Genomic DNA, 20,843 nt, shown 5'->3' on the forward strand with positions numbered 1-20,843 from the left:
TAAAATAATACCAAATAAATCTATTTGGTATTATTACTATTTTTATTTTTAATCTCTTTTATAACTTCAGCTATATGTGCGATTCTTGTACTTGAGTTTGGATGTGTTGAGAAAAACTCAATAGACTCTTTTTTCCCTTCACTCATATTTTGCCAAAACTTTAAAGCCTCATTTAAATCGTATCCAGCCTTATACATAAGATGTATTCCAATTTCATCTGCTTCACTCTCTTGAAGTCTTCCATAAGGAAGTAAAACACCATATTGTGCACTAGCTCCATATGCTATATTAAAGGCATTGGTATATTCTGGTGCTTGAGAACCTAAAACTATATTTCCTAAAAGTTGAACACCTTGAGCAAGCATCCCTGTACTCATTCTCTCAGCTCCATGTCGAGCTAAGGCATGGGCAATTTCGTGGGACATGACAGTTGCTAGTTGAGAGTCATTTTTAGCAACTTCTAAAATACCTGTATAAACAACAACTTTTCCACCTGGAAGGCAAAAAGCATTTTTTTGTTCATTTTTAACTAAATTAAATTCCCATTTATAATCTTTATTATCTACAACTTTTGCAATTTTTAGACCAATCTCTTTTATTTTTTTAGACTCTTTTGTATCTGTAATAACTTCTGATTTTTTTAAAGTATCTTCATATGACTTTTCACCTAAAGCTAACTCTTGATCTTGTGATATTAAAATCATTTGAGATCTATTAGTAATAGGAGCTTTCCCTGTACATCCAATCATTAAAAAAGAGAAAATTAAAATTGCAATATATTTTTTCATTATTATCCTTTGTTTATTTTAAAATCTATCATTTTACCCGTTATATCACCAAATATAAGTACATCTTTTAATACAGCTTTATCACAAAAACCTTCACTATTTAAAGAGATAAAAAGCTCACCATTAGAACTTGAAAATATTTTTTGATGAATTGAAACAATAAATTTTTTATTTTTAGTGTTTAAAGATTCTTCTAATTCTTTATATGCTTCATTTTTTGGAATTATTATATCCAATTCACCATTATCTTTATTTGCACCTATAGCTTTTAGAGCATAGGTGTTTCCCTTTTCAAAGCTTGGAATTACATGTGTAATATTAAAAAACAGTGATAACAAATCATTTGAAGCAAAAAACTTTGAGAACTCTTTTGAGTTGCTTGTTACCCAAGACTCATCTTTTTGTAAATCTTTATCATATTTTATTATTAACTTTTTTTCATGTTTTTCAAGAGAAATTTTGTTTTTTTTATAATCAAAGATATATATTTTTTCTCTTTTTTTATAATCATTATTTGTGATTGCTTTATATTTTTTGGGAATTAGTAAGTTGTTTTTTACAAAACCATAGCTTTCATAAAACTCCTCTTTGTTACTACTTAAAAATTTTGCAATACCTGTTGCATAGGCATGGACTTTTATTTTATATGTATTATTGGGAAAAAGTTCAAGTGTTGTTTTGGCAAGGCCTAGTTCACCAAAAATGCCATAGCTAATTTTATATGTTGCCTCTATGGTTTTGCCATTTAAAAGTACAGATAATAAAAATAGAAGTAATATTGTTTTTTTCATAAGTTGATTATATCATAGAAAGTTTTACACTTTTTTAATATAATATGTTCCTCTAAAATCTACACAAATCTCTTTATTTTCTATAACTTGCGCATTTATTTTAATTGTTCCACTATTTTTTATTTCAAGTTTTGATTTTAATATCTTTATATCTTCATCTTTTGGTATATAGGTAGTACAGATAATATCTTTTGTAACTGGTCTTAAGAACTTGGTCTCATTTTTTACAATTACTATATTTGAGTCTTCAAGATTTAATTTTTTTGATAAATAATAAGCTATGCACCATGATGAAATGATAGTTATACTACTTAAACTTCCACCAAAAGCTGTTCCCTTATCATTTACATTTATATGAAGTGGTGCTGTTGTGATTAATCTAGTATTATCTATACTTTTTAATTCTAATTGCATTAGCCTTGTCATGGGTATTTGTGTATGTATTTTATTCTCTATATCTTTAATCATCTTTTTCCTTGATTTTATGTTGCTGTATAAATTTTATGATTTCATCATATAACTCTTTTGTATCTTCTCCTTTTACAATCACATGATTTTTTCGCTCTAAAATTACTAACTCTTTTTCTTTAGATTTTATTTTATCAAATATCTCATAAGCAGATGTTGGATTCACAACTGGGTCATCTTTACCTTGAATTATTAAGATAGGACTTTGTATATCTGATAGGATTTTTCTTGTTTTACTCATCAAATCACTTAACTGTTTTATTGATTCCACATAAAATTTATCATAATTTATATCTGGGTTTTCAGCATTATTATCTACATATTTTTTGCTATATTCATTAGCATGAACAGCATTTAATATATCATTCCAAAATGATAGGGCTGGAACTAGGGTTTTTACTCGTATATCGTTTAAATGTAAAGCGGCATTTATACATATTATTCCGGCAAATTCAATATAACATTTCTTAGTACTTAATAGTGCTAATAGTCCTCCTGTTGAAAAACCAATAACATATATTTTTTTATATTTAAGTGTTGCAATTACTATTGCACGGGAAAGTGAAAAGTACCACTCTTGCCAGCTTCTCTCCTTTAGGTCTTCGGGAACTGTTCCATGGCCTTTTAATCGAGGAGAATAGACATTTAAACCTTTGTTATGAAGATATTCACTCATTTGTTCAACTTCTTGTGGTGAAGATGAAAAACCATGAACAGTGATAACACAAATATTAGAACTAGTATGATTATAATATCTTGATGATCCAGTTATTTTTGGTTTTATATTCTCATAATCCTTATATTCGTTATAGTCATTATCAAATTCATCTTTCTCTTCTTTTTCCAAAAGTTCAAGGAGTTGTGTGTTTATCTCTTTTTTATCTTTTAAAACTAAATCTTTTGCAATTATATTAAGGCTATCAATAATTAGTACTTCATTTAATATTACACGAAGTATGTTATTTAAACGTATTGTATGGTGAGTGTATGTATTTAAAAGTGCATTTTTGTCTATAAAATAGTTTAAATTATCTTCATAAATAATATTATCTTTTATTGCAATTTTTAAAATATCTTCAAAGGGTTCAAACTCTTCATATGAAATAAGATTTATAATATTTTGTTCCAAATCTTTATCATAGTTAAGACAGTTATGTTTTATTTCATTCCATAAAAGATAAATCATTCTTTTTAGATGATTTTTATTAATCGATTTTTTAGGATATAAAAAAATAAGAAGTGTAAAAATATGGTCAAAGTTTATGGTTAAGCTTTTATATATTCTATCCATAAAGCGATGGGTCAATTCATATCTATATTTATTGATAATCTTATTATGGTTAGGTTCTTTTTTATAAAAATCAACTAATAAATCTTGAGTACTAAGAGGTTTGAGAATTTGGATTATTATTTTTGAGTTTAAAACGATATTTGACTCTATTTCTAATTCTTCTAAAAAATGTTTACCAATCTTATCCATAAACCTAGGAACCATATCAAGTAAAAAGTTTTTGCCAGTTCTTAGCTTTGAGTATGAGATATTGATTGGTACAATCATAGTCTCTTCATTTGAGATGTTTTTAGACTCATCTAAAAAATATTTACGTTGAAATTTTTTTAAATCTTTTATTTTATTATTAAAATAATCATTTCGTAATAGTTGCGAATATAGAGCAAAAAAAGCAGAGCCTGTATGAACTACTTGACAAGTTCCATTGATTTTTACGCAGAAGTGATTTCCTTCTTTTGATATATCTTTTGCTTTAACCATATTTCCTTCTGGGAAAATCATCCAATCCTTGTGACCAGTGATTAAATCACCAAGCATGATATTATTTCTCAATGGTGCAGATATTGGCATTGCACCTAAGTTTTTTAAAAAGTCACCAAAATATGTATCAAACAAGCTATCATCAGCAATTACACCTACTTTTTTATTGGTAAGTTCATATAGAGCATAGGGTACGATTAAAGCTTCAATTCTTGTGAAGTGGTTTGCCACAAAAATCCTAGGATTATTTTTAGGAATATTTTCAATACCCTTAATCTCTATATTTGTATCAAGAATTTTTTCTATGATATTGAGTACAACACCACTTGAATTTATTAGCAAATCTTTATTCATCTTTTTCCTATCTCATTGTTTTGTATGTTCTTGCTTTATATGAATCAACTTCAATGATTTTTTGTTTTACTTTATGGGCTCTTTTTAGTTTGCTTAACTCCTCTTTTGTAATAATAGTTTTTTCAAAAGCTTCTTTAAAAATGTTTTCTAAAGAGTCTTTTTTCAAATCACCATTTTTTACAGCAAGTTTTATTTTTATAAATGATGGTTTTGTCTCATTATTTAACTCAATAGCTTTTTCTAGAATATTTAGTCTATCTTTTGTATCACTTGATACAAATACACTTGATGTTAAATCTTTTAGATAAGTTTCATCTTTTAAACTATTTACTATTTTTTCATTTAATTTATCAGGGGATTTAATACTTATTGGATTAATTCTAGCAAGAGGAACAAATATTTTTAGCATAGGAAGATTGTATAAAATATCCTCTTTTGCTATTTGAATTTGTTCAAATGCATAATTACATACATAATCAACTAAGATTTTATCTTGTGATTTTGGATTATTATCAAACTCTCTAAGAGTAGCAGTAATCAAATACATATATGAAAGCATATCTCCAAATCTTCCTGAGATATTTTCTCTTTTTTTCAATGAAGGTCCCAGCAAAGCAAGGGCTGTATTACTTAAAAGAGTAAATTCAGCACTTGACCAAATAAGTTTTTGTTTATATCGTTTGAAAGAGCCTTCTGTTTGTAAAAAGAATCCCCTTGTAAGATAGCAAGTTAAAGTTTTAGAAAATGATTTGACTACAAGTCCTATATGTGCAAAAAATGCCTTGTCAAAACTATAGACATCATTATTATTTAGTGCTTTTATTTGAGTATAAATATATGGATGAGATTTTATTAATCCTTGTCCAAATTGCATTAAATTACGAGTAAGTATGTTTGCCCCTTCAACGGTGATTGATATAGGTAAGGCAAAATAAGCATGGGCTAAAAGATTTTTTTCACCTCTAATAATTGCACTTCCACCTAAAACATCCATAGAGTCATTTATGATTTCTCTAAATTTTTCTGTTGCATGGTATTTCATAACAGAGTTTATAACTCCTGGACGTACTCCATTATCAATAGCATCTAAAGTATAATTACGAGAAGCATTTAACATATAGGTAAAGGCTGCTATTTTTGCTATTTTTTCTTCAATTCCTTCAAATCTATCAAGGCTAAGTCCAAATTGTTCTCTAATTTGTGAGTAAGAAGATACTACTTTTAAAGCAAATTTACTTCCTCCTAAAGAGACACTAGGAAGTGATATTCCTCGTCCTATTGAAAGAGATTCAACAAGCATTTGCCAACCATGACCAATGCCATCTTTTCCGCCAATTACATCATCAAGTTCGATAACTACATCTTTACCAAATAGTGGAGAATTTATAAAAGGAATTCCTAGTGGGTCATGTCTTCTTGAGTTATCAATTCCTTTTAGTTTTGAATCAAGTAATCCAAAAGTAATTCCTAAGTCTTCTTTCTCACCCAATATATGTTCTGGGTCATATAATCTAAAAGCTAAACCAATAAGAGTAGCTATATTTCCCAAGGTAATATAACGTTTCTCAAAATTTAATTTAATTTTGATTTTCCCCATTTCATCTTTAAATAATACACCATTTGAAGTAATAGAAGTAGCATCACTTCCTGCATTTGGTTCTGTTAATCCAAAACAAGGAACTTGTTTCCCATGTGCTAAATCTTCAAGGTATCTGTCTTTTTGTTTTTGAGTACCATGTTTTAAAATAAGTTCAGCAGGTCCAAGTGAATTAGGAACCATAATTGTTATAGCTAAAACTTGAGAACGAGATACAAGTTTTTCTATTATCTGAGAGTGAGCTGTTGCACTAAAGCCAAGCCCTCCATTTTCTTTAGGAATAATCATTCCAAAAAACTTTTTCTCTTTTATAAACTTCCAAACATCAGGACGTAAATCCCTATCTTGAAAAATCTCCCAATCACTAGTCATAGAACATAGCTCATTTACTTCATTATCTAAAAAAGCTTTTTCTTCTTCTGTTAACTTGGTGACTTTTTCTTCTTTAATGGCCTTAAAATTAATATCAGCATTAAAGTAATCTGCTTCAACCCAGTTTGTTCCAGCTTGTAGTGCTGCCTCTTCTGTTTGGGATATTTTAGGTAGCAAGCCTTTTTTCATAATAAATTTAACTAAAGGAGAAGAGATAAGGTTTAATCTATTTTTAGGAATTAAAAATAGTATTGCTAAAAGTGCAAATACAACCCAAAATAAAACACTTGTATCAAAAAATATTAGTGAATACGCACCAATAAATCCAAACCATAAAATTAGTGGATAAGAAAAGTATCCAAATATAATAAGTATAAGTATAAATGCTAAAGTTTCCATAACTCTTCTCCTGTTTTAAAATCTTTATTCTCTTTATTGAGCTTTTCTAATAAAAGACTTGGTTTAAATCTCTCCCCATAACTTTTTTCATATTTTTTAAGCTCATCTACAACATATGAAATCCCCATGTCATTTGCATAGGCACAAATTCCACCTTTATATGGAGGAAATCCTGTACCTGTAATCATAGCAAAATCTATAATTTGTGGATCATTAACAATTCCTTCTTCTAAACATCTTGATGCTTCATTTATCATGATAAACATACAACGCTCAATTATCTCTTTATCAGTAAAAGTTTTTCTATTACTTGAAAGTAGTTTTGAAACCTCTGTATTTATATCTAAATCTTTTGTATTATGAAGATAAAATCCTTTTTTATCTTTTTTACCTAATAGTTTTAAATCATTATAAACCTTTGTAAGTATTGGAGCAACAGCCATTCTTGAACCATATGATTCATTTAAAATAGTTGCAACTTTAAAACCAATATCAATACCAACAGTATCTGCTAAAGTAAAAGGTCCCATTGGCATACCAAACTCTTTTAGTAGTTTATCAATTGTTTTAATATCAGAGCCCTCTTCAAGTATAAAAGCTGCTTCATTAATATATGGAAGTAAAATACGATTGACAATAAATCCAGCACAATCTCCTACTATAATAGGTGTTTTCCCACAAGAAGTCAGAAGTTCAATAACTCGATTTATAGTCTTTTTAGAGGTATGTGAAGAGGGAATAACTTCAACTAGTGGCATAATGTTTACAGGATTAAAAAAGTGTATTCCTAAAAAGTTTTTTTTATTTTTAAGTTCACTTCCAAGTTTTTCAATAGAGATTGAGGAAGTATTTGTAGCAATAATTGAGTCTTTATCCATAACAGCTTCTAACTCTTCAAAAGCCTCTTTTTTAGCATCTTCATCTTCAATTATAGCCTCTATTGCTAGTTGAGTTTGGCTTAAACCATTAAACTCATCTGTGTATGATATTTTGTTTAGTTTAAAATCCACTTGATTTTGACTCATACTTCTTCTTTTAATTGAAGAGTCATAAAGTTTAGCAACACTATTTATAATATCATGGGCTTGTTCTATTTTTCTAATTTTGATTCTTACTTCATTTAAAAATTTAGAAAATAGCCAAATAATTCCTTTCCCCATTACTCCATTACCAAGAACAGCTACATTTGTAATTGGAACTTGTGTTTTGTCGAAGTTTTTATTTAGTTTTTCAAACATGAAAAAAAGTTTAATCATATATTTTGATTCTTTACTTGCTGCAAGGTTCGAAAAAGCTTTTGCTTCTATTTCAATCCCTTTTTCAAAGGGTTCATTAAAAGTTTTTTTAATAACATCAAGGGCAGTGTATGGCGCTTTAAAGTCTTTGTTGACTTTTTTCTCTATTGTTTCCAAAGATTTTTTATAAACATAGGCTCTTGTAAGGGAGAACTTTTGCATCAAGTTATTTACAAAGGAAAGTTTTTTATTTTGAATTTTATTTTCTAAAACTTTTGTAATAAACTCTTTTAATTTAAACTCTTTTTGTCCATTATCAAATATCTCATTTACAAGTCCAATTTTTAATGCTTTTTTAGCATCATAATTTTTACCAGTTAAAATCATCTCAAGAGCAGTCATGAGTCCCACAAGTTTTGGAGCCCTTTGTGTTCCTCCTAATCCTGGGAAAAACCCAAGTTTAACTTCTGGAAAAGCTAGTTTTGTTTTTTCATTTGTAGTTGCTATTCTATAATTACAACATAAAGCAAGTTCTAATCCACCACCCATACAAGCACCATGAATATATGCAATTGTTGGAATTGTTAATTTTTCTAACTTATTTAAGATATCATCACCCTTTGAGATTTGTTCATAAATCTCCTCTTGGGTACTCATTGCTTCTATCTCTTTTATATCAGCACCAGCAATAAAGATAGAAGGCTTTGCACTATCAATAACTAATGCTTTTATTTCACTATTTTCTTTAATATCATCTAAAACCTTATCCAGTTCAGCTAGTAGCTCAAAAGATAATTTATTTGCTTTTGAATTTTTTAAATCAAAGGTTAATGTTGCAATACTATTATCAATATTTAATGTTAAATTATTCATCTTATACCTCCACTAAAAAACTTGCACCTTGCCCACCACCAACACAAAGTGTAGCAAGACCAGTTTTTAGACCTTTTCTTTTTAATTCTTTAATAGTGTGAAGTACAATTCTAGCTCCACTCATACCAACTGGATGTCCCATGGCAATTGCTCCACCATTTACATTTAATATATCTTCATTTATTTCACCTAATGGTTCACTATTAAACTCTTTTTTACAAAAGCTTTTTGATTTAAAAGCTTCAAGATTTGCAATAACTTGTGCTGCAAAGGCTTCATTTAGTTCTATTAAATCTATATCTTTTAAAGTTGTTCCTGTTTTATCAAAGAGTTTTTTTGTAGCAAAAATAGGTCCTAGTCCCATTCTATGTGCATCTAATCCTGCATAGGCATAATCTTTTATAAAACCAATTGGCTCAAGGCCTAGTTCTTTTGCTTTTGATTCACTACATAAAATCATCATACAAGCACCATCAGAAACCTGTGAAGAGTTTCCAGCTGTTACTGTTCCACTAGTTCTATCAAATATTGGTTTTAGTTTACTTAGGGCTTCAATAGTTTGATTGAATCTTATTCCATCATCATCCATAATTGAAGAGTCTTTTGTCATGATAGGATGTATTTCATCTTTTAGTATTCCACTCTCTATTGCTTTTTGAGCTTTTAGGTGTGATTGAAGTGCATATTCATCTTGCGCTTGGCGACTTATTTTAAACTCATTAGCTAGATTTTCAGCAGTGATTCCCATGATTTTACCTGAAATTGGGTCGGTCAATCCAGAAATTAATCCAATAGTAGGTTTTAAAAAACTAAGGCGAAAAGTTGTAAAAAGTTTTATTTTCTCAGATGCAGTTTTTGCATAGGTAAATTTTGTCATAAAATCTTTGAATTGATTTGAAAATAGTAAAGGAATATTACTCATGGATTCTACTCCACCTGCAAGATAAATTTCACCTTGATTTGTATATATTTTTTCAATTGAGCTTGAAAGAGCCTGCATTCCTGAAGCACAATTTCTATGAACTGTATATGCAATTGTTTTTTTAGGAAATCCTGCTCTTATAGCTAGTACTCTAGCTACATTTGCTGCATTTGCTGGTTGTGCAACATTTCCTATTATTACTTCATCAAAATCATCATAGGGTATATTGTTTCTAAGAACTAACTCTTTTGCAATAATAGCTCCTAAACTATCCACTTGAAGATGATTTAGTTTTCCATTTGCTTTTGCAACTGGGCTTCTTAATCCATCAATTATGGCTATTCTTTCATTCATTTTAAGCTCCTATACATACTTTGGATTTCTTTTTCATATTTCTTTTCAATAGCTTCCCTACAAACTTTCATAGAAGGAGTTAATTCTCCTCCTTCTATTGTTGCAAGTTTTGTTATTAATTTATATCTTATTACTTTTTCCCATTTATTTACTGTTTTATTTAACTTATCTATATGCTCTTGGATAGATTTATGGATTGCAGATTGATTATAATACTCTTCTATAGTTAAATTACTTGATTTTTGTTGTTCATATCTTTCATGATCAACAAAAAGTAGGGCAGTTGTATATTTTTGATTATGGGATATAACTACTGCAAATTCAATATATTTGTTTTTTGATAAGTTTTGTTCAATAGGGATTGCATTTACATACTCTCCAGTTGAAGTTTTAAAGATATCTTTTTTTCTACTTTGTATATAAATATATCCATCTTCATCAATTGAGGCAACATCTCCTGTGTGAAACCAACCATTTGTATCAATTGCTTTTTTTGTTAGTTCTTCATTATTTAAATACCCTTTCATAAGTGAAGGACCTTTTACTAAAAGTTCATCATCTTCTATTTTAACTTCAGCTGTTGGCATAGCTTTTCCAGAACTTCCAACACGATTTGCACCTGGATAATTTGTAGAAATTACAGGTGAAAATTCTGTCATCCCATAACCTTGATATAAAGGAATACCAATATTTAAGAAGAACTGATAAATATTTTTTTCTAATGGAGCTCCACCTGAAACAACCCATTTAATTCTTCCCCCAAATATTTCACGAAATTTTGAATAAACAATTTTATCAAATAGTTTAAATAAGAAAGAGTTTTTATCTATATCTTCTAGCAAAGCAAAACGAAAAGCCAATGAGCCTATTACTCTACTAACTATTGGTTTATCAGATATATTTGTTTTTATTTTGTTAAATATTTTTTCCAATAATCTTGGTACTACGGTCATCATAGTTGGACGAACACTTTTCATAAGATTCGCTACATTTGTTATATCATCAACAAAGTATATTGATACACCCCTTGAAAGATAATAACTCATAACCGCACGTTCAAATATATGAGCAAGGGGAAGAAGTGAAAGAATAGTCTCTTTTTCATTTAAATGAATAACTTCATTTATATCTTTTAATTGAGAAATTATATTTTTATGCGTAAGAACAACACCCTTTGGTGTTCCGGTGTTACCACTTGTATAAATTATAGAAAAAATATCATCTTCATTAGGTTTGTTTTCAATATACTCAAGTCTGTCACAAATCTCTTTTCCCATAACTAAAATCTCATCAAGGTTGTAATAGTTGTCTTTTTTGATACAAAAATTATGAGTTATAACTGTCATTTGCTTTTTTATATCATCAATTCTTTCAATATCATCAATAAATATAAATTCGCAGTTTGAGTCTTCTAATTCAAAGTTTAGATTTTTTGTTGATATATTTGCAAAAATAGGAACAGATATTGCTCCTAATTGTTGAAGAGCAAAATCAAAGATTAACCAAAAGGGTGAAGAACTTGAAAAGATAGCTACTTTAGTACTTTTTTTTATGCCAAGTTTTTGTAAGGCTGCACATAAGCAAATAACCTTTTCTTTAAACTCAATAACAGAGATTGATTCATATTCATTTTTGTGATTGATATAGTTTAGTAGGGTAGGATTATCATAACTTGTTGTTAAATAATCGAACATTTCATTATATGTTAAAAATCTATATGGACTCATAGTTGATCCTTTACAAATTTATATAATATTGTATCATTATAACAAAAAAATAATCGAAATGTTTTTATTAATAATTATATTTAAGAAAAATATAACTTTAATACTTCTTTGTACAAAAACTGTACAATTACTAAAGAATAAGAACAGAATATAGACATCTTATAAAATTATAACTTTAATAAATTAGTAGAAATAAAAAAATTGGCTAGATATACAAGTTAAGGAATATAGGCATTTGTTAGAAGTAGAGGGCTTTTTTGTAACTTATATATACACAAATAAAACTTGTACTACACATTGCAAGAATTGTACAATAATAACTCATTGTATATGATATAATTGCTTTACAAATTAATTAGGAGTTATATATGAGTTTAATCGCTGATTATAGAGCACATACTGAAGAAAGATTACAAGAGGGTGGATTACCACCATTAGCATTAACTGCTGATCAAACTGCACAATTAGTAGAAGTTTTAAAAGCTAATACTGCTGATGCTGATTATGCATTAGAATTATTTAAAAATAAAGTTAACCCAGGTGTTGATGACGCTGCTTATGTTAAAGCTGCATTTTTAAATGATATTGTACAAGGTAACGCTTCATGTTCAGTTATTTCTAAAGTTCAAGCAATCGAAATTTTAGGAACAATGATGGGTGGATTCAATGTTACTCCACTAGTTGACGCATTAAAAATTGATGAAGTTGCAGCTGCAGCTGCTGCACAATTAAAAAATACAATTTTAGTTTATGATTCATTTAATGATGTTAAAGATTTAGCTGATGCTGGAAATGCACAAGCAAAAGAGATTATTGAGTCTTGGGCAAATGCAGAGTGGTTTACAAATAAACCTGCATTAGAAGAAGAGATTACTTTAACAGTATATAAAATCCCTGGTGAAACAAATACAGATGATTTATCTCCTGCAACTGTAGCATTTACAAGAGCTGATATTCCATTACATGCAACTGCAATGTTACAATCTAGAATGGAAAAACCATTAGAAAAAATGGCTGAACTTAAAGAAAAAGGTTACCCTTTAGCATACGTTGGTGATGTTGTTGGAACTGGATCTTCAAGAAAATCAGGGATTAACTCTGTTCAATGGCATATGGGTAGAGATATTCCAGGTGTTCCTAATAAAAGAACTGGTGGTGTTGTAATTGGTTCTATTATTGCTCCAATTTTCTTCAATACTGCAGAAGATTCAGGTTGTTTACCAATCCAAGCTCCAGTTGATGAATTAGAAACTGGTGATGTTATTACTTTAAAACCATATGCTGGTCAAATCCTTAAAAATGGTTCAGTTGTTTCTGAATTTAATTTAGCTCCTAATACATTAACTGATGAAATGAGAGCTGGTGGAAGAATTCCATTAATTATTGGAAAAGGGCTTACTGCAAAAGCTAGAGAAGCTTTAGGATTAGATGCATCTGATGCATTTGTAACAGCTTCACAACCAGCAGCTTCTACTAATGGGTTTACACAAGCTCAAAAAATGGTAGGAAGAGCATGTGGTATTGAAGGTGTAAAACCTGGTATGTACGTTGAGCCAATCTGTACAACTGTAGGTTCTCAAGATACAACTGGGCCAATGACTAGAGATGAGATTAAAGAACTTGCTGCATTATCTTTTGGTGCAGATATGGTTATGCAATCATTTTGTCATACTGCTGCTTATCCAAAACCAGCAGATATTAACTTACAACATACACTTCCAGAGTTTATTACTTCAAGAGCAGGTGTTACTTTAAGACCAGGTGATGGTGTTATTCACTCTTGGTTAAATAGATTATGTTTACCAGATACTGTTGGTACTGGTGGAGATTCTCATACAAGATTCCCAATTGGTATCTCATTTCCTGCTGGTTCTGGTCTTGTTGCATTTGCTGGTGTTACTGGTATGATGCCTTTAACTATGCCTGAATCTGTACATGTTAAATTTACTGGTGAATTACAACCAGGAATTACTTTAAGAGATTTAGTTAATGCTATTCCTTACCAAGCTATTCAAGATGGTTTATTAACTGTTGAGAAAAAAGGTAAGAAAAATATTTTTGCTGGTAATGTAATTGAAATTTCTGGTCTTCCACAACTTAAAGTTGAGCAAGCATTCGAATTATCAGATGCAGCAGCAGAAAGATCAGCAGCAGCTTGTTCTGTTCAATTAGATAAAGAACCAATCATTGAGTACTTATCTTCAAACATCGCTTTAATTGAAAAAATGATTGAAGAGGGTTACCAAGATGCTAGAACTTTACAAAGAAGAGCTGATAAAATGAAAGAATGGATTGCTAATCCTGAATTAATCACTCCAGATGCAGATGCTGAATATCTTGCAACTATTGAAATTAATTTAAATGAAATCACTGAACCATTATTAGCTTGTCCTAATGATCCAGATGATGTTGATACATTAACAAACATCTTAGCTGATCCAAAAAGAATCACTGACAGAATTGACGAAGTATTCGTAGGTTCTTGTATGACTAATATTGGACTGTTTAGAGCTTTAGGTGAAGTTCTTAAAGGTGAAGGACCAGTTCCAGCTAAATTATGGGTTGCTCCTCCAACAAAAATGGATCAACAACAATTAACTGAAGAAGGATACTATGCAATATTTGGAGCAGCTGGAGCTAGATTAGAGATTCCAGGATGTTCTTTATGTATGGGTAACCAAGCAAATGTTGCACAATCAGCAGTTGTATTTAGTACATCTACAAGAAACTTTGATAACAGACTTGGAAAAGATTCTCAAGTTTATCTTGGATCTGCTGAAGTTGCAGCATTATCTGCACTTTTAGGAAGACTTCCAACTAAAGAAGAATACCTTGATATGGTACCTAAGAAAATCACTCCTGAAAAAAGAGATGATATTTATAAATACTTAAACTTCCACACTATTAGTGATTCTGAATTAACTAACTTAGTTCACTCTTAATAGATATAAAACTCAAGCAATTTTGCTTGAGTTTTTATTTTATTTCCTCTATCTACTGAATATTCATTTATAATTAACATATTTTTTAATATCATATATCATTATTAAACTAAGGTAAAAAAATATGTCTGCAAAAGAAGATAAAAAAACCAATATTATTCAAAAATCATTAAAATTATTTGCAAAAAAAGGCTTTTATAATACAACAATTCCAGATATAGCAAAAGCTATGAGTATGAGTGTGGGAAATATGTATAACTATTTTTCTTCAAAAGAGGAGTTAGCAAAAGTTGCTATAAAATACTCTACAAATATTATTGCTGATGATTTAAGAATAATCAATAATATGGATATTAGCTCAAAAGAAAAACTTTATATGTTTATTAAAAACTATCTAACAAATGTAAAAAATTCTCCTGAAGTTATAGAGTATTTTTTAAGGGTTTATTTATCAAATAGGGAAGTTTTTAAAGATGGATGTGAAGGTTTTTTGTGTGTAGGTGAGTTTGTAACAGAAGTTATGATTTTACTTGATGATGGTGCACAAAAAAAAGAGTTCAGAGATCAAGAGTTTTTCCCTGCATTTGGTATGTTAATGGGAAGTTTAGGTGGCTTTGCTTTTATGAATGGAGAGAATGTTTTAGAAAAAGATTTACTAGAATATTCAGATTCAATAGCTGAAAATATCTATCGAGCATTAAAGTATGAAGAAGAGTAATGAACCAAACTTGCCAAGAGTAGTTTGGCTTCAGGGTATTACTTGCAATGGAAATACTCACTCTTTTTTATCTTCAAGTTCATCAAGATTTGAGCAGTTTAATAATAATTTTAATTTAATTTATCATCCAAGTTTAAGTACAAATATATCACTTGATGAGATTTTACAATCAAATGATAGAATTGATTATTTGTTAGTTGAGGGTGCAATAACAAATAATGAGTTCTATTTTTCAATATCTAATAAAAAAATATCAGATATTTTAAACCAATTAATTTCAAAATCTAAATTTATAATAGCTGTTGGTTCTTGTGCTTCATATGGCGGTATACATTCAAGATTTGAAGAAAATGATGATATTGCTGGAGTGAAAGATTATATAAGTTCACAAAACGAATCTTTACTCTCCCATGAAATAATAAATCTAACTGGATGTCCAGTTCATCCTGAATGGATACTACAAACACTATTTACACTAAAATTTAATGCTTCAATAATACTTGATGATAAATCAAGACCTATTGAGATTTATGGTGGATTAGCACATCATGGTTGTACAAGAAATGAATATTTTGAATGGAAAGTTGAAGCTAAAAGTTTTGGACTTAAAGAGGGATGCTTATTTTATAATGAAGGGTGTCGTGGTCCTATGACTCACTCAAACTGTAATAAAATACTTTGGAATGATGTAAGTAGTAAGACAAGAGTAGGTATGCCTTGTATTGGTTGTACTGAATATGATTTTCCAAGATTAAATATGTTTGAAACAAAAAAACATATAGGAATTCCACTTGAGCCACCTTTAGGAATTTCTAAAAGAGCATATCTATCTATTTCTGGTGTTGCAAAAACATTTACAATACCTAGGTTAAATCAAAGATTAAATCAATTCCATGAAAGTAAAGACAAATGAAAACAGTTGATATAATTGAACGAATTGAAGGTGAAGCAAAACTTAGTTTAACTTGGAGAAATGAAAAAGTAAGTGATGCTTCAATTGATTTCTTAAATTTTAGAGGATTTGAATATATATTAGAAAACAAGCCTATTTTAGATGCTTTAGTTTATACCCCAAGAATCTGTGGTATTTGTGGACAAGCACATCTATTAGCAACTGTAAATGCCATAGAAAACCTATATAAAAATGCAGGTATAGAATTAGAAATAACAAATAAAGCAAAAATACTTAGAGAACTTGGTTTGATTATAGAGATAATAGATTCTCATATTAAATGGTTTTATATGTTTATAATGCCAGATGTAGTAAATCAATCAAAAAAACAATACAGTGGTTACACACCTATAAAAGGTGAAAAGTGGTTAGAAGCCCAAAAGGCAGCGAGTGAAACAATAAAAGCTCTAGCCATTTATGCAGGGCAGTGGCCACATACATCTTATATGGTTCCTGGTGGAGTTGTTAGTGATCCAACTCTTTTGGATATTGTTACTTGTGAAAATTATCTTGACCAAACTATTAAGTATTTTGAAAAAAGTATTGCAGGAATTAGTATTGAAAATTATTTGTCTTTAAAAAGATTTGAGGAAATAGATACTATTTCTTCATCATTAAGAGATTTTTCTGAGATTGCATTTGAAACTAAATTGGAGCAGGTTGGAAAATCACATAACAGTCATATTGTTTTAGGAAATATGCTAGATATGGAACCTGGAATTCATAAACATAGAATTTCTAGAAAAATTGATATGGATAAAATTGTAGAACATGATGAGTATACATTTAAAGTAAATAGCAAAAATGATAGAAAAGCACATACTTGGTCAAAATCAGTTCAATACAATAATGAGTTTTATGAAGTTGGTCCACTGTCTCGTGCAATTATCAATAAAAGAGAGTTTATAAAAGATATTCATAAAAAGTATGATGATTCTGTTTTTACAAGAGTAATGGCAAGGGTTGATGAAATTGCACATCTATTAGTTTATAGTAAAAAGTTAATAAGTCAATTAGATATATCCCAAGAGTCATATATAAAGCCAACAGTTGATTTAAAATCACTAGATGATATTAGTGCAACTTCAACAGTTGAAGCATGTAGAGGTTCTTTATTGCACAATATTACGGTTAAAAAAGGATTGATTGCAAAATATGATGTGATTACTCCAACAGTTTGGAATTTAAGCCCTAAACATAATAAAGAACTAGGTGTTGCACAAAAAGCAATTATTGGTTCAAAGTCATTAGAAGAAGCGACAATTATTTTACGCTCTTTTGATGTTTGTTCAGTTTGCACAACTCATTAATGAATAATCATTCATAAAGTAGAGTACTTTTGTAACAATGTTTAAAATTTCTTAAATTTATATATTACTTATGTACTTTTAGTATAAAATCTTATTTAAATACCAATTTACCGAATAAACTATAAATGCTCCTTAAAGTTATACAAATTTTTTTGTATAAAATGCTATTTTATTGCTATTTAAGCGATATTTATACGTGTACAATTAAGTTTATTATAAGTTTTTAAAAGCTAAATTACGTAAGTAAATGAACATTCATTTTTTAAACTAAAAGGAGAACATATGGCATACGATTCTCAGGAGATGGTTAAAAAAGTTTTTAATCAGAACTCTGCAAGAGTGGATACGAACAAAGGTGAAGAGTACTACAACAGCATGTTTGAAAAAGCAAAAGCTAGATTGAGTAGTCTTAGAAATCAACCTGCACTTAAAGATATTGATTTGATGGAAGTAGTAGAGAGTGAAGGTGTAAATAGAAGAGATTTCATGAAGTGGGCAAGTGCAACAACTGCAACGCTTATGTTACCTCCTATGTTTACTCCATTGGTTGCAGAAGCAACTGAACTTATGAATAGAGTTCCTGTAATTTGGATTGAGCTTCAAGATTGTGCTGGAAACTCTGAAGCACTGTTAAGATCATCTGCACCTACTGTTGATGATTTATTATTTGATGTATTATCATTAGAGTTCCATGAAACTATTATGGCAGCTTCTGGACATCAAGCTGATGCACAACTTGAAGATGCAATTGAGCACTTTAAAGGTAAATATTTACTGTTTGTAGAAGGGTCAATTCCTATGGCTATGAATGGTCAATATGGAACTATTGGAGCATCTGGTGAAACTTTCCATGAACATTTAATGAGATTGTCTAAAGATGCAGCTGCTGTTGTTGCTGTAGGTGCATGTGCTACTTTTGGAGGAATTCCAGCTGCTGCTCCAAATCCAACTGGTGCAGTTGGTGTTATGGATTTAGTAAAAGGTAAACCTGTTATTAATATTCCTGCCTGTCCTGCAAACCCAGCAAATATGGTTGGGGTTGTATTACATTATGTTTTAACTGGTCAAATTCCAGAATTAGATTCACTTCTTAGACCAAAATTTGCATTTGGATATAGAATTCATGATAACTGTGAAAGAAGAGCACACTTTGATGCTGGTGAATATGTAGAAGAGTTTGGTGATGAAGGTGCTAAAAATAACTGGTGTTTATATAAAGTAGGTTGTAAAGGACCTATGACATTTAATAACTGTTCAATTATCAGATATAACGAAGGTGCAAACTGGCCAATTGGTGTCGGTCGAGGTTGTATTGGATGTTCTGAGCCAGACTTCTGGGATAAATATGCTTATGAGAGACCAATGGCAGATGCAAATATCAAAGCACCAACAGGTGGAGTTGAAAAAACTGTTGATGAGTTTGGATTAGGATTATTAACTGCAACTACTATTGGTATAGGTGTTCATGCAGTAGCTTCAGCAGTAGCTGGAAAAAGATCAATAAATAATGGTGAAAGTGAGGAGGAATAATGAGTAAACATATCGTAATTGATCCTATAACAAGGATTGAAGGACATTTAAGAATTGAAGCGGTAATTGATGACAATAATGTTGTTACTGACGCTTACAGTTCTTCTACAATGTTTAGAGGAATTGAAGAGATTTTAAAAGGAAGAGATCCAAGAGATTGTGGTTTACTTGCAATGAGAATCTGTGGAGTATGTACTGGTACTCACTACCAAAGAAGTATTGAAGCTGTTGAGCATGCATTTAAAGTTACTATTCCAAAAAATGCAAGATTGGTGCGAAACTTAATGCAAGGTGGTTTATATATTCATGATCATATTGTTCATTTTTACCATTTACATGCACTTGATTGGGTAGATATCACAAAAGCTTTAGAAGCTGATCCTAAAAAAGCAGTTGCAGAAGCTCAAAAGTGGGCAAAACTTTCAGGGCAAAGACCTTGGAATGCAAGTGAAGATGTATTTGCAGAAGTTCAAGAAAGAGTTACTAAGTTTGTAAAACAAGGTAGACTTGGAGTATTTGGAAATGCATATTGGGGAAGTAAAGCTTATAAACTTACTCCTGAGCAAAATTTAATTGGTCTTTCTCACTATTTAGATGCTTTAGACTTACAAAGAGATATTGCTAAAGCACAAGCTATTTTTGGTGGTAAAAATCCACATCCTCAATCAATAGTTGTTGGTGGGGTTACTTGTGTTCAAGATATTAAAAACCCTGCAAGAATTGCTGAGTTTAAAGATATCATTCAAAAAGCACAAAAATTTACAAAACAAGCATATTTACCAGATGTTTATATGGCTGGAACTATGTATGCTGATGAAGCATTAAATGGAACTGGTGGTGGTTTAGGTAACTTTATGTCTTATGGTGACTTTAACTTAGATGATACACCATTTTATGAAGCTGCTAAACTTTTCCCTTCTGGAATAGTTATGAACAAAGACTTATCAAAAGTATTTGATTTAGACCAAACAAAAATTACTGAAGATGTTACTCATGCTTGGTATGAAGGTGAAACAAATTTACATCCATATGATGGTGAAACAAAACCAAAATATACTGGATTTAAAGAGAAAAAAGATGGTATTGCATATCTAGATTTAAAAAACAAATATTCTTGGATTAAGTCACCATTATATGATGATGAAAGAATGGAAGTTGGACCATTGGCTAGAATGATAGTTGGAGTTGCACGTGGTGATGAAAGAATTAGTAAATATGTTACAACATTCTTAAAACAAGGTAATCTTCCAACTTCTGTATTATTCTCAACTGTAGGAAGAACAGCAGCTCGTGCAATTGAAACTGAAATGATGTGTGATGTAGTTATTGAGTGGGCAGATGAGTTAGCTAAAAATGCTGCAGGTGGAGATTTATCTACTTGGACAGAGTTTGACTTTGATAAAGTTTCTAAAGATGCTCAAGGTTTTGGTATGGCAGAAGCACCAAGAGGTGGATTAGGTCACTGGATTAAAATTAAAGATGGAAAAGTTGTAAACTATCAAGCAGTTGTTCCTTCTACTTGGAATGCAGCACCAAAAGATTATAAAAATAGAATGGGTGCTTATGAAGCTTCTTTAGTTGGTACTAAAGTTGTTGACCCAAATATGCCATTAGAAATTTTAAGAACAATTCATAGTTTTGACCCATGTATTGCATGTGCAGTTCATATTGTTGATACTAAGGGTAAAGAATTAGGTGTTTACAAAATCGATCCTACAGGTGTTTGCCGTGCCTAAATTT

14 protein-coding genes are annotated in these 20,843 nt (G+C 30.0%); 6 read left to right on the plus strand and 8 right to left on the minus strand.

What is annotated here, in order from left to right; genetic code table 11:
- Window positions 1–20: 20 nt before the first annotated feature.
- From Q0617_RS15275 to Q0617_RS15310, 8 genes are read right to left on the minus strand one after another with little or no spacing between them, the layout of a single operon-like run.
- Window positions 21–788, minus strand: a complete 768-nt coding sequence (locus tag Q0617_RS15275; RefSeq protein WP_298754653.1) for a M48 family metallopeptidase — start codon at window positions 786–788, stop codon at window positions 21–23.
- 2 nt (window positions 789–790) lie between these two features.
- Window positions 791–1,579, minus strand: coding sequence for a DUF3108 domain-containing protein (locus Q0617_RS15280; RefSeq protein ID WP_298754655.1), 789 nt, complete (start codon window positions 1,577–1,579; stop codon window positions 791–793).
- A gap of 24 nt (window positions 1,580–1,603) precedes the next feature.
- Window positions 1,604–2,047, minus strand: coding sequence for a YiiD C-terminal domain-containing protein (locus Q0617_RS15285; protein WP_298754657.1), 444 nt, complete (start codon window positions 2,045–2,047; stop codon window positions 1,604–1,606).
- Complete coding sequence (locus Q0617_RS15290) at window positions 2,040–4,172, minus strand: alpha/beta fold hydrolase (protein ID WP_298754659.1); 2,133 nt, start codon at window positions 4,170–4,172, stop codon at window positions 2,040–2,042. The genes Q0617_RS15285 and Q0617_RS15290 overlap by 8 nt, the downstream gene beginning before the upstream one ends.
- Before the next feature lie 7 nt (window positions 4,173–4,179).
- A complete protein-coding gene (locus Q0617_RS15295) occupies window positions 4,180–6,540 on the minus strand; it encodes an acyl-CoA dehydrogenase (protein ID WP_298754661.1) in 2,361 nt (786 codons plus the stop codon).
- Complete coding sequence (locus Q0617_RS15300; protein ID WP_298754664.1) at window positions 6,528–8,648, minus strand: 3-hydroxyacyl-CoA dehydrogenase NAD-binding domain-containing protein; 2,121 nt, start codon at window positions 8,646–8,648, stop codon at window positions 6,528–6,530. Before Q0617_RS15300 ends, Q0617_RS15295 begins: the two co-directional genes overlap by 13 nt.
- A 1-nt stretch (window position 8,649) precedes the next feature.
- Window positions 8,650–9,924: a thiolase family protein gene (locus Q0617_RS15305; RefSeq protein WP_298754667.1), complete on the minus strand. Its 1,275-nt coding sequence runs from the start codon at window positions 9,922–9,924 to the stop codon at window positions 8,650–8,652.
- Window positions 9,921–11,651: a long-chain fatty acid--CoA ligase gene (locus Q0617_RS15310; RefSeq protein ID WP_298754669.1), complete on the minus strand. Its 1,731-nt coding sequence runs from the start codon at window positions 11,649–11,651 to the stop codon at window positions 9,921–9,923. The genes Q0617_RS15305 and Q0617_RS15310 overlap by 4 nt, the downstream gene beginning before the upstream one ends.
- Before the next feature lie 368 nt (window positions 11,652–12,019).
- On the opposite strand from Q0617_RS15310, the gene Q0617_RS15315 reads away from it, so the two are divergent.
- The 6 genes from Q0617_RS15315 to Q0617_RS15340 all read left to right on the plus strand — a co-directional run bounded on the left by Q0617_RS15315 (window position 12,020) and on the right by Q0617_RS15340 (window position 20,839).
- On the plus strand, window positions 12,020–14,593 hold the full coding sequence (locus Q0617_RS15315; protein ID WP_298754671.1) for a bifunctional aconitate hydratase 2/2-methylisocitrate dehydratase: 2,574 nt from the start codon (window positions 12,020–12,022) through the stop codon (window positions 14,591–14,593).
- A 124-nt stretch (window positions 14,594–14,717) separates the two neighbouring features.
- On the plus strand, window positions 14,718–15,311 hold the full coding sequence (locus Q0617_RS15320) for a TetR/AcrR family transcriptional regulator (protein ID WP_298754673.1): 594 nt from the start codon (window positions 14,718–14,720) through the stop codon (window positions 15,309–15,311).
- The gene (locus Q0617_RS15325; RefSeq protein ID WP_298754674.1) at window positions 15,298–16,224 is read left to right on the plus strand and encodes a Ni/Fe hydrogenase; all 927 of its coding nucleotides are present in this window, start codon (window positions 15,298–15,300) and stop codon (window positions 16,222–16,224) included. Before Q0617_RS15320 ends, Q0617_RS15325 begins: the two co-directional genes overlap by 14 nt.
- On the plus strand, window positions 16,221–17,573 hold the full coding sequence (locus Q0617_RS15330; protein WP_298754676.1) for a nickel-dependent hydrogenase large subunit: 1,353 nt from the start codon (window positions 16,221–16,223) through the stop codon (window positions 17,571–17,573). The genes Q0617_RS15325 and Q0617_RS15330 overlap by 4 nt, the downstream gene beginning before the upstream one ends.
- Window positions 17,574–17,855: 282 nt before the next feature.
- Window positions 17,856–19,103 (plus strand): hydrogenase small subunit, encoded by a 1,248-nt coding sequence (locus tag Q0617_RS15335; protein WP_298754678.1) that lies wholly within the window; start codon window positions 17,856–17,858, stop codon window positions 19,101–19,103.
- Entirely contained in the window at window positions 19,100–20,839 is a 1,740-nt protein-coding gene (locus Q0617_RS15340; protein ID WP_298754800.1) for a nickel-dependent hydrogenase large subunit, read from the plus strand. Before Q0617_RS15335 ends, Q0617_RS15340 begins: the two co-directional genes overlap by 4 nt.
- Window positions 20,840–20,843: the final 4 nt, after the last annotated feature.

The organism is uncultured Arcobacter sp. (assembly GCF_937982575.1).
Classification (GTDB): domain Bacteria; phylum Campylobacterota; class Campylobacteria; order Campylobacterales; family Arcobacteraceae; genus Arcobacter.